The sequence below is a fragment of the Microbacterium sp. ZXX196 genome, assembly GCF_009709595.1.
Classification (GTDB): domain Bacteria; phylum Actinomycetota; class Actinomycetes; order Actinomycetales; family Microbacteriaceae; genus Microbacterium; species Microbacterium excoecariae.
Genome location: NZ_WMEE01000002.1, coordinates 24,949 through 37,255, shown reverse-complemented (window position 1 = coordinate 37,255; position 12,307 = coordinate 24,949). Strand labels below are relative to the sequence as shown.

The window sequence follows — 12,307 nt, the reverse complement described above, 5'->3', positions numbered from 1 at the left end:
TCACCGAAGCGACGTACTCACAAACCACAGCACCAATCAGGCTCTTGTCAAATGTTCCACCCATGAGCTACCCGCTCCGAACATTCGCCGGAGAACGGGCTCTCTGAACAACCACCCCAAAGAATAATTGCCATCGAAGCTCCTTAGAAAGGAGGTGATCCAGCCGCACCTTCCGGTACGGCTACCTTGTTACGACTTAGTCCTAATTACCGATCCCACCTTCGACAGCTCCCTCCCAAAAGGGTTAGGCCACCGGCTTCAGGTGTTACCGACTTTCATGACTTGACGGGCGGTGTGTACAAGACCCGGGAACGTATTCACCGCAGCGTTGCTGATCTGCGATTACTAGCGACTCCGACTTCATGAGGTCGAGTTGCAGACCTCAATCCGAACTGGGACCGGCTTTTTGGGATTCGCTCCACCTCACGGTATCGCCGCCCATTGTACCGGCCATTGTAGCATGCGTGAAGCCCAAGACATAAGGGGCATGATGATTTGACGTCATCCCCACCTTCCTCCGAGTTGACCCCGGCAGTATCCCATGAGTTCCCACCATTACGTGCTGGCAACATAGAACGAGGGTTGCGCTCGTTGCGGGACTTAACCCAACATCTCACGACACGAGCTGACGACAACCATGCACCACCTGTATACCGACCACAAGGGGGGATCTGTCTCCAGACCTTTCCGGTATATGTCAAGCCTTGGTAAGGTTCTTCGCGTTGCATCGAATTAATCCGCATGCTCCGCCGCTTGTGCGGGTCCCCGTCAATTCCTTTGAGTTTTAGCCTTGCGGCCGTACTCCCCAGGCGGGGAACTTAATGCGTTAGCTGCGTCACGGAGACCGTGGAAAGGCCCCCACAACTAGTTCCCAACGTTTACGGAGTGGACTACCAGGGTATCTAAGCCTGTTTGCTCCCCACTCTTTCGCTCCTCAGCGTCAGTTACGGCCCAGAGATCTGCCTTCGCCATCGGTGTTCCTCCTGATATCTGCGCATTCCACCGCTACACCAGGAATTCCAATCTCCCCTACCGCACTCTAGTCTGCCCGTACCCACTGCAGGCTGGAGGTTGAGCCTCCAGTTTTCACAGCAGACGCGACAAACCGCCTACGAGCTCTTTACGCCCAATAATTCCGGATAACGCTTGCGCCCTACGTATTACCGCGGCTGCTGGCACGTAGTTAGCCGGCGCTTTTTCTGCAGGTACCGTCACCCGAAGGCTTCTTCCCTACTAAAAGAGGTTTACAACCCGAAGGCCGTCATCCCTCACGCGGCGTTGCTGCATCAGGCTTGCGCCCATTGTGCAATATTCCCCACTGCTGCCTCCCGTAGGAGTCTGGGCCGTGTCTCAGTCCCAGTGTGGCCGGTCACCCTCTCAGGCCGGCTACCCGTCGACGCCTTGGTGAGCCATTACCTCACCAACAAGCTGATAGGCCGCGAGCCCCTCCCGAACCGAAAAATCTTTCCCACCGCAGAAGATGCCTTCGCGGTGCATATCCGGTATTAGCAGCTGTTTCCAACTGTTATCCCAAAGTTCGGGGCAGGTTGCTCACGTGTTACTCACCCGTTCGCCACTAATCCACTCCAGCAAGCTGGAGCTTCATCGTTCGACTTGCATGTGTTAAGCACGCCGCCAGCGTTCATCCTGAGCCAGGATCAAACTCTCCAAAAAGAAAAAATGCATAACCACACGGGAAAACGTGTGACCAGCGAGTTTGAAACTGACCAATGTGATGTCATCTGACATCAAATGATCCAAAGGAATTCTCAAACACCCCACAAAGAGGTGCCGAGGATAATTTGGCATTTGACAAGTGCACGCTGTTGAGTTCTCAAGGATCAGACGCACCCGGCCCTCAGCCTCCCAGCTGAGCCCTCCGGGGCAACTTCTCTATCTTATCAGTCCGAATCTCACTGTCAAATCCGACACGCCGTAACCCGAAAGCCACAACCCGCCACACCCGACACCAGACCAGGAAGACAAGCCACAAACCTACCCACCCGAACCTGAGCCCGAACTGAGAAGAAAAGTGATGTTCGTCACACGACCTGGGGCGAAGGAACCTTCCGGCTCAACCTCACCGCTTGGCGGCGACAAGTGAATACATTACGCGGACGTAAACCCCGCGCCAACTCCCGCCCACACCCGGGCGTGTCGCACGCTCAGGCGGCGGCCTCGATCGCCGCCAGACGGCGGTAGGCGCCGCGGTAGAAGAGCAGCGGATCCGCGGCGTCGCCGCTCGTGATGAGCTCGCGCACCTCGCCCAGGACGATCCAGTGATCCCCTGCGTCCAGCTCCTGCCAGATGGTGCAGCACGCCGACATCAGCGCCGCGTCGAGCAGCGGGTTGCCTGCGCCCGACGCGCTCCATGTCGTCCCGGCCCACTTGTCCGTCCCCCGTCGCGCGAACCGGGTGGAGGTCTCAGCCTGACGGTCCGTGAGCACGTTCACGGCGAAGCGGCCCGTCTCGCGGATCCGCGGATACGTGGTCGAGGACTTCATGACGCAGATCGAGACGAGCATGGGGTCGAGGGACACGCTCGAGAAGGACTGGCAGGTGAAGCCGATCGGCTCGTCGCCGTCGTGGCCCGTCACGACCGTCACGCCTGAGGCGTAGGCGCCCATGGCGTCGCGGAACGCGCGCGCCTCCGCCTCCGTGATCTGTGGCTTTTCGTCCGTCATGGTCATCTCCTCGCGTGATGAAGGTCGGCGCGCCGGCTCACACCAGCGCCGTGGATCGGCGGTACGCGGCGCCCGGGTGGGACGGCGCGAGGTGCGCGGAACCGCCCGTGAGGCGCTCGCGCAGGGTTTCGCCCTCCTCCTGGTGCCCCGCGAGGCCCCGGCGACGGAGCTCCGGCATGACGAGCTCCACGAAGCTGTCGAAGGTGCCCGTGTGGTCGGGCTGTACGAGGAAGCCGTTGGCCCCCGTGCGGGCGAGCACGTCCGCCGCCTGGTCGACGACCTCGGCGGGCGTGCCTACGAACGGCTTGCCCATGACGCTGTTGGCCTGGAACTCCTCGAGGATCTCGCGCACCGTCGGCGCGTCGGGCCCGAGGAAGCGCTCCACGTTCGTGCGCCCCGTCTGGGTCAGGCCGGCGCTCGGGTCGAGCGGGCGGTCGGGGTCCATCTTCGACAGGTCGAGCCCCGTGAAGAACGCGTACTGCGCGGCCGCGTCGTCGAGGCTCTTGGTCGCGGTCTGACGGGCACGGATCCGCTCGGCTTCCTCGGTCGTCTCGGCGACCACAAACGTCCCGGCGATGAGGCAGGAGATCGCGGATCCGTCGCGGCCGTTCGCGTCCGCGAGGCGCCGGATGTCCGCGATCTGCGCGGTGAGCGCATCGACCTCGGCGGCCAGGAAAACCGCTTCGGCGTACTTCGCGGCGAGCGCGCGCCCCGGGGCCGAGGCGCCCGCCTGGAACAATACGGGCGTACGCTGCGGCCCCGGCGGGACCTGGAGCACGCCGTTCGAGCGGAAGTGCGGCCCCTCGTGGACGATCTCGCGGACACCCTCCGGATCCGCGTAGACGCCGCCCTCGCGATCCTTGCGGAGCGCGCCGTCGTCCCAGCACCCCTCCCACAGTTTGAGGCTGAGGTCGACGTGATCGTCCGCGATCTCGTAGCGCTTGTCGTGGTCGGTCAGCGCGCGGCCGAACAGCCGCGCCGACGCGTTCTGCCCCGCGCCCGTGACGATGTTCCAGCCGATGCGCCCGCCCGTGAGGTTGTCGAGTGTGGACATCTTGCGGGCCACCATGGCCGGCAGCTCGACCTGGGTCGACAGCGTCGTGACGAGCCCGAGGCGGGAGGTCACGGCCGCGAGCGCCGGGAGGATCATCGTCGGGTCGCCCTTGGGAAACTGGACGCCGCCGCGGATCGCGGTGGCCGGGATCCCGTCGTCAACGACCGGGTAGCCGTAGTCGTCCGCGAAGAAGAGGAAGTCGACGCCCGCGTCCTCCAGCTGCTGGGCCATGCGGATCCAGTGGCCCAGATCGAGGAACTGCGTCGAGCGGTTCTCGGGCAGCTTCCACGAGCCCATCAGGCCGGCGCACTGGAACATGCCGATCTTCCACGGTTCTGCCACGGGGTGCCCTTCGTCCGAATCTGAACTGATCAGTTCATACGGTACGAGCGACATGTTTCGGCCGTGTCACGCGGGCGAGAACTCTCGCCGCGCGTGCGCGACCGGCCCGTCAGGCCGCGGTCTGCGGCGCCTCCGCCAGCGCCGCGACCGCACCCGTGACGGCGAGGGCGTTCGCGGCCGCGAGCTGATCGCGCGCCTCTCCCGTGAGGAGCCCCATCTGCAGGCCGCGCCACACCGCGACGAGGTACGTCGCCACGTTCCGCGCGACGACGGGGGCGTGTCCGCGCGCGACGAGCGCGGACGTCGTGTGCGCCAGCCAGTCGCGGCTCGACTGCTCGATGAACGTCCTCCAGAGGTCCGGTTCGCTGACGGCGACGCCGAAGCGCTCGAAGTAGACGCGCAGGAACCCCTCGTGCTCGGGTGCGGCGATGTCCTCCCACACCGCCAGGAGCTTCGTCCCGAGATCCCCCGGCGTCGCGAGCTGGGCGAACAGCGAGCGGAGCCGGGGGAACCGATTGAACGCGGTGACGGAGGCCTCCGTCAGGAGCTCTTCCTTGGATCCGAAGTAGTACAGCAGCATGCGGTTGTTCGAGCCAACCCCGCGCGCGATGGCGCTGAGGCTGACGCCGATCATCCCGTCGCGGAGGATCAGGTCCGCGACGAGGCCGAGGAGCCGGTCGCGCTCGGACGTCTGTGTCATTACCCCAGGATATTGCTCCGCGTCAGGCGGACACCGCGGACAGCACGGGGTGGGATCCACCGAGCCGGGCTGCCCCGGGCACGCCCGACATGCGCGCGCGGAGGGTCTCGCCGGGCGCGCCATCCGCGATGCGGCCGCGCGCGCGGAGGACTGGGGTCACGAGCCGACCGAACGCCTCGATGTCGTACGCGTCGAACGCGGGTTCGATGAGGAAACCGTCGAGGCCGGTGGCCGCGGCGAGCGCCTCGATCTGATCGGCGACCTGGACGCCGTCCCCCACGACGCGGAATCCGCGCGTGCCGAGCCCACGCAGCTGGTCGAGGATCTCCCGCACCGTGGGCGCGTCGTCGCCGAGGAAGCGCTCGATGTTGCTCGTCCCCATCTGGCCGACGGGCCCGCCCTTGTCGAGCACCTGGTGCAGCGTGCGGTCCGGGTCAAGCGCGAGCAGATCGATGCCCGTGTTCCCGGCGTACAGCGACGCGACGATCTCGTCGGTTTGGAGCGCATCGAACTCGGCCGCAAGCTCCCGCGCCCGCTCGGGGGTGTCCGCGACGAACACCGTCATGCCCGCCATGAGCCGCAGCGCGGCGCCGTCGCGCCCGGCCTCGTCCGCCCGGCGGCGGATGTCGGCGACCGCGGCGGCCGTCCGCTCGGGCGTCGTCGCCTGGACGAACACGCACTCCGAGTTGCCGGCCGCGAACGCCCGGCCCGTCGGCGAGGTGCCGGCCTGAAACAGCACCGGCGTGCGCTGCGGCGACGGGGGCGCGCTGAAGTAGCCGCGCGATGCGTAGTGCTCGCCCGCGAAGTCGAGCGGATGGATCCGGTCGGGGAGCGCGAACACCCCGGTCGCGCGGTCCATCACAAGCGCGTCGTCGTCCCAGGACGTCTCCCACATGCGCACGGCGAGCTCGACGAACTCGGCGGCCATCGCGTAGCGGGTGTCGTGCGACACCATCTCGGCGTGGCCGAAGACGTCCGCCACCGCGTTCTGCGACGCGCCCGTGACGATGTTCCAGCCGACGCGCCCGCCGGTGAGGTGGTCGAGCGTCGTGAAGCGACGCGCGAGCTGGACCGGGTGGTCGACGCCGGTGGGCATCGTGACGACAAACCCGAGGTGCGACGTGGCGTGCGCCAGGAGCGGGATCAGGTAGTCCGGGTCCATCCCGCCGAAGTTGATGCCCCGGAGGGCCGCGATCTCGGACAGATCGCCGTCGATGATCGGGTACCCGTATCCTCCCGCGAAGAAGAGGAAGTCGAAGCCCGCCTCCTCCGTCGCGCGGGCGAAGCGGATCCAATGGTCCGGATCCGCGTAGCGCTCGCCCGCGCTCAGCGGATGGGCCCAGCTGTAGGTGCCGCCCACCTGCGGCCCCATGACCTCGAAGACTCCGAAACGCAGCGTACTCATCGGGATGCTCCTCACACCGGGAGAAAGGGGGGCGCCGGCCGCGCTCCCGGTCGCGGCCGGCGCCATGAGAGTCCTACGCGAGCCAGGCGTCGATCCGGGCGCGCGCGTCGGCCTTGACGTCGGCCGGCGCGAGGGTCGTCTCGATCGACGTCCACGCGCAGTCCGCGAGCTGCTCATCGCTCAGGCCGATGACCTCGCGGCACGTGACGTACTCGTCGAGGATGCCGGGGCCGAACAGGATCGGGTCGTCGGCGTTGATCGAGCAGCGCACGCCCGCGTCGAGGAGCTCGCGGATCGGATGCCGCGCGAGATCGGTGACCGAGTCCACGAGGACGAGGTTCGACGTGGGGCACACGTCGAGGGGGATCCCCGTGCGCACGAGCTCGGCGATCAGCTCCGGATCCTCCAGCGAGCGCACGCCGTGGAGGACGCGGTCGGCGCCCAGGACGTCGAGCGCGCCTCGCACGGACTCGGGCCCGACGAGCTCGCCCGCGTGCGGGGTGATCTGCAGGCCCGCGTCCTTCGCGATGCGGAAGGCGGGCCCGAAGTCGGCGGCGGGGAACCCGCGCTCCTCGGCCGCGAGCCCCATCGAGACGACGCCCCGGCCCGCGTAGGGCGCCGCGGCCCGCGCGAGCTCGACGGCGGGCGCGAGGCCCGCCGTGCGGTCGGCCGTCACCATGAGCCCGAAGGCGACCCCGTGGCGCCGCGAGGCTGCCGTCGACTCCGCGATGAGCATGTCAATCGCGGCCTCGAGGGACCCGAGGCGCTGGGCGTAGAACGCCGGGCTGACGTTGAGCTCCAGCCACGAGACGCCGTCGGCCGCGCTGTCCTCGAAGATCTCGTCGACGAGGCGCGAGACGCTGTCGTCGTCGGGCATCACGTCGAGGAGCGTGCGGTACATCGCGGAGAAGGCCGTGAAGCCCTCGTAGTCGGTCACGTCGCTCTCGGGCACGCCGTGCACCTCGCGCAGCTCGGCGAGCGTGGCGGGCCGGATCCCCGCCTCCATGTGCAGGTGGAGGTGACCCTTCGGCAGCGCGCGCAGGTCGCGCGTGGGGGTGGCGGATCCGGTCTCCGCCGTCTGCGCGATCGTCATGCGCGGCTCACTCCCCCAGGCCCTCGTAGGCGGCCTCGAGGTAGCTGAGGTCGACGTAGCTCTCCGGGTCGGGCATACCCTCGTACCCGGCCGCGGTCATGCCGTCGTACATCTCCCCGCCGAGGCGGTCCGTGTCGATCCAGAACAGCGGGTCCCCGTACGAGCCGACGACGAGCTCCTGCTGCAGGTCGTTCTCCTTGGTCTGCTGCGTGAGGTCGAGGCCGAGGTCGGCGCCGTACTCGTTTACCGCCAGCTCGGCGCCGACGGCCGGGTCGTCGCCGTTCTCCTGCCACCCGCGGATCGAGGCGCGGAGGAACCCCTCCATGACGTCGCCGTTCTCCTCGACGTACGACGAGTCGCCGTAGACGATGTTCCCGTACATCGGCATGCCCATGTCGGAGTACATCGTCACGACGTAGTCGTCGGGCGACATGTCGTACTGCTCCTCGAGCATGATCGGCTGGTTCGTCGCGTACGCGGTGTAGGTCTTACCCTGGCCCTCGACGAGCGGGGCGATGTCGAAGCCGACGGGCAGGAACTCGTAGTCGGGCTCGAGGCCCTCGAGGCGGAACATGGCGTCGTAGATGATCTGCGTACCCTCCTGGCCGAGGACGGTTTCGCCGACGAGATCCTCGGCGGAGGTCACCGGATCGTCGGCGAGCGACACGATCGCCCCCGGGCTCTCCTGGAACAGCGCGCCGACCGCGGTCCAGTCGTTGCCGTCGGCGAAGGAGGAGATCCACTGCTCGCCGCCGGCGTTGATGCCGAGGTCCGCGTCGCCCGCCGCGACCGACTGCATGGTGGTCGGGGCGTTGGGGCCGCCGCCGATCCACTCGATGTCCAGCCCCTCCTCCTCGTAGTAGCCCTCGGCATCGGCTATCCAGAAGCCCGCCCACTCGACGTTCGAGATCCATCCGAGGGCGACGCGCACCGTCGTCAGCCCCTCGGCGGTCTCCTCCTCGGCGGACGTGCCGGAGCACCCGGCGAGGACGGCGGCGGTGACGAGCGTGGCTCCTGTCGCGGCCACGACTCGAGCGCGGCGCAGGGACGAGCGATTCATGGTGTCTCCTTGGGGGACGTGATGAAGGGGTGGAGCAGGACGATGCGGATCACGCGACGCGCGCGACGACCCGGCGTTCGAGGCCACGGGCGGCCACGAACACAAGAACAGAGACGATGGTCGCCACGAGGGCCGTGCCCCACGCGCGCTCCATGTCGGAATAGCTGCGCGACGTCGAGAACATCGCGCCGAGCCCGTCGGCGCCCATGAGAAACTCCGCGAGCATGGCCGCGAGGACGGCGGTCGGCGCCGTGATGCGGACCGACACCATCATCTGGGGCAGCGCGTAGAGAACGCCGAGGCGGAACAGCAACTGGGCTCGCCCCGCCCCGAGCACGCGGAACAGGTCGCGGCTGCTGTCGGGAATCGACGCGAGGCCGGAGAGGGTGAAGACGAAGGCGGGGAAGAAACAGATGAGCACCGTCGAGGCGATCACGGCGGGATCGCCGTACCCGACGATCCGGGCGATGATCGGGATCATCGCGGTGATCGGCACGGAGCGGATGATGAGGGCCGCCGGCGTGACGACGCCCGACAGCGCGGCCGACGTCCAGACGAGAATGGCGCACACGAACCCGACCAGTGTCCCGCCGACGAGGCCCACCAGCGACACCCCCAACGTGTATGCCGCGGGGGCGAGATACGCCGTGACCCCCGTGATCATGTCGGCGAACACGGCCCAGGGCCGCGGCGCCACGGTCGAGGTGTACCCGTTGAGCACGACCCAGAGGTCCCACGCCACGACGACGAGCGCGATCGGCCAGAGGTGGGCGATGCCGGCGAGGATCCGCTTCGCGCGCGTCATGCGAACCTCCGGGCGACGACGCGCTGCAGGCGCGTGCAGAGAAGGTAGGCGGCGAGCGAGACGAGCGTCGCCGAAATGGCCGCCGCCCACAGCAGAGCCATCTGATAGTTCTGCATCGCGCTCACGAGGAGCAGCCCCAGCCCGGCCGGCGCGCCGAACCACTCGCCGATCGTCGCGCCGAGGACGGCCGCCGGCGCCGACAGCGTCAGGCCGTCGAAGAACGCGGGCACGGATCGCGGCAGGTCGAACCGCACAAGCCGCGTGAGCCGAGAGGCGCCGAACACCGTAAAGACGTCGGTGTACACCTCGCTGGCGTTCGAGAACGCCGAGGTCATGGTCACGAACATGAGGAATCCGACGCTGAGCGCGGCGATGACGGCGGGGGTGTCCTCGCGGCCGACGGTCGTGATGAGCAGCGGCGCCAGCGCGATCGTCGGGACCGCGTTCAGGATCGCGGAGAACCGGTCGAGCCCTGGCCGAAGGAGCGGCACCACGAGCGCGAGCGCCGCGCCGAGCAGGGCGACCGCCGCACCGAGCAGGAAGCCCTTCGCGGCGGATTCCAGCGTCACGAGGAGGTTGCGCCACAGCAGACTGCCGCCCGCGGGCGTCGCAACGTACGCCACGACGTCCGTGAGCGGGGGCCACGCGCGCCCCGCGAGCTCCAGGCGGCCGATCAGCTCGGCGCCCACGACGAGGAGCACGGATCCGGCCACGACGTACGCGGCCGCCACGCCCCGGCGGCGCCTCACGCCGCGGCCCCGTCGAGCAACCCCGTCATCTCGTCGACGATCGCGTGGAAGTCGTCCCGGCGTGTGACGTCGCGGTCGCGCGGCCGCGGGAAGTCGACGGGCCGCACCGTGCGCACCCGTCCCGGGCGCCCCGTCATGACGACGACGCGATCCGCGAGGATCAGCGCCTCGTCGACGTCGTGCGTGACGAGGATCGTCGTGATCCGCTCCTCCGCCCAGATGCGGGCGAGCTCGGCGTTCATCCGCCGCCGCGTCACCGCGTCGAGCGCGCCGAAGGGCTCGTCCAGCAGCAGGAGGTCGGGGCTGAGCGCGAGGGCCCGCGCGATGGAGACACGCTGGCGCATGCCGCCCGAGAGCTGCTTGGGCCGGGCCTTCTCGAACCCGCTCAGGCCGACGAGCTCGATGAGCCCGTCGACGCGCTGGTCGTCCACCTTGCGCCCCGCGACCTTAAACGGCAGCGCGATGTTCTGGCGCACGGACGCCCAGGGCAGCAGCGCGTGCTCCTGGAAGGCCACGCCGAGGCGGTGCTCCGCCGCGAGCTTCTCGGGCGCGGCACCGAAGATCTCGACGAATCCGTTCGTGGGCTCCTCGAGCCCCGCCGCCAGGCGCAGGATCGTGGACTTGCCACAGCCCGACGGGCCGATGATCGCGACGAACTCGCCCTCCTCGATCTCGAGATCGACCGCCTCGAGCGCGGTGAGGGTCTTGCCGCGGCCAAGGGCGAACTGCTTGTCGGCGCCCGAGATGCGGACCGCGGAGCGCGATCCGGCGGCCGTCGCCGCGTCGTGCGCGCCGTGCGGGGGTGCGAGAGTCATCGGGGCCTCGGCTTCCTGCGAGCGAAGGGGATCCACCAGGTGAATCGATTAGTTCACACGCTAGGAAGCGTCTGTTTCGCGCGGGTGTCGCCGCCGTACCGCAGGCGTGACAGTTCCCGAACGACCGCGCGCCCCGGCCCGCGGTAAGCGGAACCGAGGCGCGCAGGGGGCGAGGCGTCAGACGCGCGGGGCACCCTCGGACGCGGGCTTGTCGGCGAAGAGCCCGTCGCTGTCGTTCTTGAAGAAGTCGACCGTGTAGATCAGCAGGCAGAGGATGATGCCGGCGGCGAAACCCCACGCGGCGCCCTTGACCGCGAGGATGGCGGCGATGATCCCCGCCACGCCGAGGTCCGTCCGGCTGGCGGCCTCCATGATCCCCACGCGGATCGACACGAAGCCCTGGATGAGCAGCGTGAGCGCGAGGGCGACGCCGAGGATGGGCTGCAGGAGCGAGACGATGGGCAGCAGGAAGAGCCCCGTGTTCGTCCCCCAGCGGAACCACCCCGCGCCACCGAAGATCGACTGCATCGACGCCGGGCCCTTTTTGTAGCGCTCGGTCGTCGTCACGTGCATCGCCGCCCACAGCGGGCCGCACATCGCGTTGTCGGGGCCGAAGATGCTCATCAGGACGTTTCGTCCGCCGAAGATGAGGTGGGCACGGTTGGGGTTGTAGACGACCTTCTCGTCCGGTCGGTACGCGTCCGCCTCGGCGAGAACGGACTTCGCCTGGATCACGTCGCCGAACACGACGATGTACGCCGCGAGCACCGTGGGGACGGCCGTCACGAACATCATGAGCGGCGGCAGGCCAACGCCGAAGACCGTGTATTCGGTGAACATCGTCACGAAGTCCGGCGTCGACACGCCCCACTCGATCGTGGGCCAGGGCGCCTCGCCAAACAGCGGCGCGATGACCACGGCGAGGAGGATGGCGGGCAGGATACCGAGGCTCCCGATGAAGTCCGCGGCACGGCTGCGCGCCTGCAGGCGCTTGAACGCGCCCGAGTACATGAGGAAGAAGGCGATGCCGACGGCGATCGTGATCGTCCACGGGAAGGTCTCGAACCGACCCCCCGCCGCAAACACGCCCTGCACGGCTGCCAGGCCGGCGCCGATGACAATGCCGGCGCGCAACGCGTTGGGCACGAAGCGGACGACGCGCGCCGCCAGCCCCGTCGCCCCCATGAAGATCGAGAACGCGCCAAGGAGGAGCTGGAAGGAGATGAGCGCGTGAACGCGCTGCTCGACGGGGAACTCGTTGAGGTAGAGCGTGAGCAACGGGATCGCGGGCGTGATCCATCCTGGGATCACCGGATCCCCGAGCATGTGGTGGAGCAGGTAGAGCAGACCGTTGAGGACGACGATCGCCAGCGCTGCCTCGAAGGGCATCCCCAGGAGCTCCTGCATGAGCGGGATCGCGCCCAGGTCGACCGCGCACATGACGAGGCCCTGCGTGTAGTCGCGCCACTCAAATCGGTAATGGACGAACGGAAGGCGGACGTCGAAGGGACCGGCCTTCCAGGGTGCTGCGTAGGAACGTGACATCGATATCTGTCCTTGGGTTGGGTGCGGCGGCTCTGCCGCACGGGTCAGGGGTGCG

The 12,307-nt window shown here is 68.0% G+C and carries 10 protein-coding genes and 1 rRNA gene; all 11 read right to left on the bottom strand.

Annotated elements, in window-relative coordinates; genetic code table 11:
- Positions 1-147: 147 nt before the first annotated feature.
- The 11 genes from GJQ66_RS01800 to GJQ66_RS01750 all read right to left on the bottom strand — a co-directional run bounded on the left by GJQ66_RS01800 (position 148) and on the right by GJQ66_RS01750 (position 12,252).
- A 16S ribosomal RNA gene (locus GJQ66_RS01800) occupies positions 148-1,674 on the bottom strand.
- A gap of 491 nt (positions 1,675-2,165) precedes the next feature.
- Complete coding sequence (locus GJQ66_RS01795; RefSeq protein ID WP_155047655.1) at positions 2,166-2,684, bottom strand: flavin reductase family protein; 519 nt, start codon at positions 2,682-2,684, stop codon at positions 2,166-2,168.
- A 37-nt stretch (positions 2,685-2,721) separates the two neighbouring features.
- The gene (locus GJQ66_RS01790) at positions 2,722-4,080 is read right to left on the bottom strand and encodes an NtaA/DmoA family FMN-dependent monooxygenase (protein ID WP_196215778.1); all 1,359 of its coding nucleotides are present in this window, start codon (positions 4,078-4,080) and stop codon (positions 2,722-2,724) included.
- A 109-nt stretch (positions 4,081-4,189) separates the two neighbouring features.
- Positions 4,190-4,780: a TetR/AcrR family transcriptional regulator gene (locus GJQ66_RS01785; RefSeq protein WP_196215777.1), complete on the bottom strand. Its 591-nt coding sequence runs from the start codon at positions 4,778-4,780 to the stop codon at positions 4,190-4,192.
- A gap of 22 nt (positions 4,781-4,802) precedes the next feature.
- A complete protein-coding gene (locus GJQ66_RS01780; RefSeq protein WP_196215776.1) occupies positions 4,803-6,185 on the bottom strand; it encodes an NtaA/DmoA family FMN-dependent monooxygenase in 1,383 nt (460 codons plus the stop codon).
- A 73-nt stretch (positions 6,186-6,258) separates the two neighbouring features.
- Positions 6,259-7,278: an adenosine deaminase gene (gene add / locus GJQ66_RS01775; RefSeq protein ID WP_155047651.1), complete on the bottom strand. Its 1,020-nt coding sequence runs from the start codon at positions 7,276-7,278 to the stop codon at positions 6,259-6,261.
- Between the two features lie 7 nt (positions 7,279-7,285).
- A complete protein-coding gene (locus tag GJQ66_RS01770; RefSeq protein ID WP_155047650.1) occupies positions 7,286-8,338 on the bottom strand; it encodes an ABC transporter substrate-binding protein in 1,053 nt (350 codons plus the stop codon).
- Positions 8,339-8,387: 49 nt separating this feature from the next.
- The gene (locus GJQ66_RS01765) at positions 8,388-9,143 is read right to left on the bottom strand and encodes an ABC transporter permease (RefSeq protein WP_155047649.1); all 756 of its coding nucleotides are present in this window, start codon (positions 9,141-9,143) and stop codon (positions 8,388-8,390) included.
- Positions 9,140-9,892 carry an ABC transporter permease gene (locus GJQ66_RS01760; protein ID WP_368732547.1) on the bottom strand — a complete coding sequence of 251 codons (753 nt, stop codon included), beginning with the start codon at positions 9,890-9,892 and terminating at the stop codon, positions 9,140-9,142. Before GJQ66_RS01760 ends, GJQ66_RS01765 begins: the two co-directional genes overlap by 4 nt.
- A complete protein-coding gene (locus tag GJQ66_RS01755; protein WP_155047648.1) occupies positions 9,889-10,707 on the bottom strand; it encodes an ABC transporter ATP-binding protein in 819 nt (272 codons plus the stop codon). Before GJQ66_RS01755 ends, GJQ66_RS01760 begins: the two co-directional genes overlap by 4 nt.
- Positions 10,708-10,884: 177 nt before the next feature.
- Positions 10,885-12,252 (bottom strand): hypothetical protein, encoded by a 1,368-nt coding sequence (locus GJQ66_RS01750; protein WP_155047647.1) that lies wholly within the window; start codon positions 12,250-12,252, stop codon positions 10,885-10,887.
- Positions 12,253-12,307: the final 55 nt, after the last annotated feature.

What these genes read in the sequence shown, in the direction of transcription:
- GJQ66_RS01770 (WP_155047650.1), bottom strand. Translation starts at nt 8,338, where the DNA reads ATGAATCGCTCGTCCCTGCGCCGCGCTCGAGTCGTGGCCGCGACAGGA.
- GJQ66_RS01765 (WP_155047649.1), bottom strand. Translation starts at nt 9,143, where the DNA reads ATGACGCGCGCGAAGCGGATCCTCGCCGGCATCGCCCACCTCTGGCCG.
- GJQ66_RS01795 (WP_155047655.1), bottom strand. Translation starts at nt 2,684, where the DNA reads ATGACGGACGAAAAGCCACAGATCACGGAGGCGGAGGCGCGCGCGTTC.
- GJQ66_RS01785 (WP_196215777.1), bottom strand. Translation starts at nt 4,780, where the DNA reads ATGACACAGACGTCCGAGCGCGACCGGCTCCTCGGCCTCGTCGCGGAC.
- add (WP_155047651.1), bottom strand. Translation starts at nt 7,278, where the DNA reads ATGACGATCGCGCAGACGGCGGAGACCGGATCCGCCACCCCCACGCGC.
- GJQ66_RS01780 (WP_196215776.1), bottom strand. Translation starts at nt 6,185, where the DNA reads ATGAGTACGCTGCGTTTCGGAGTCTTCGAGGTCATGGGGCCGCAGGTG.
- GJQ66_RS01750 (WP_155047647.1), bottom strand. Translation starts at nt 12,252, where the DNA reads ATGTCACGTTCCTACGCAGCACCCTGGAAGGCCGGTCCCTTCGACGTC.
- GJQ66_RS01755 (WP_155047648.1), bottom strand. Translation starts at nt 10,707, where the DNA reads ATGACTCTCGCACCCCCGCACGGCGCGCACGACGCGGCGACGGCCGCC.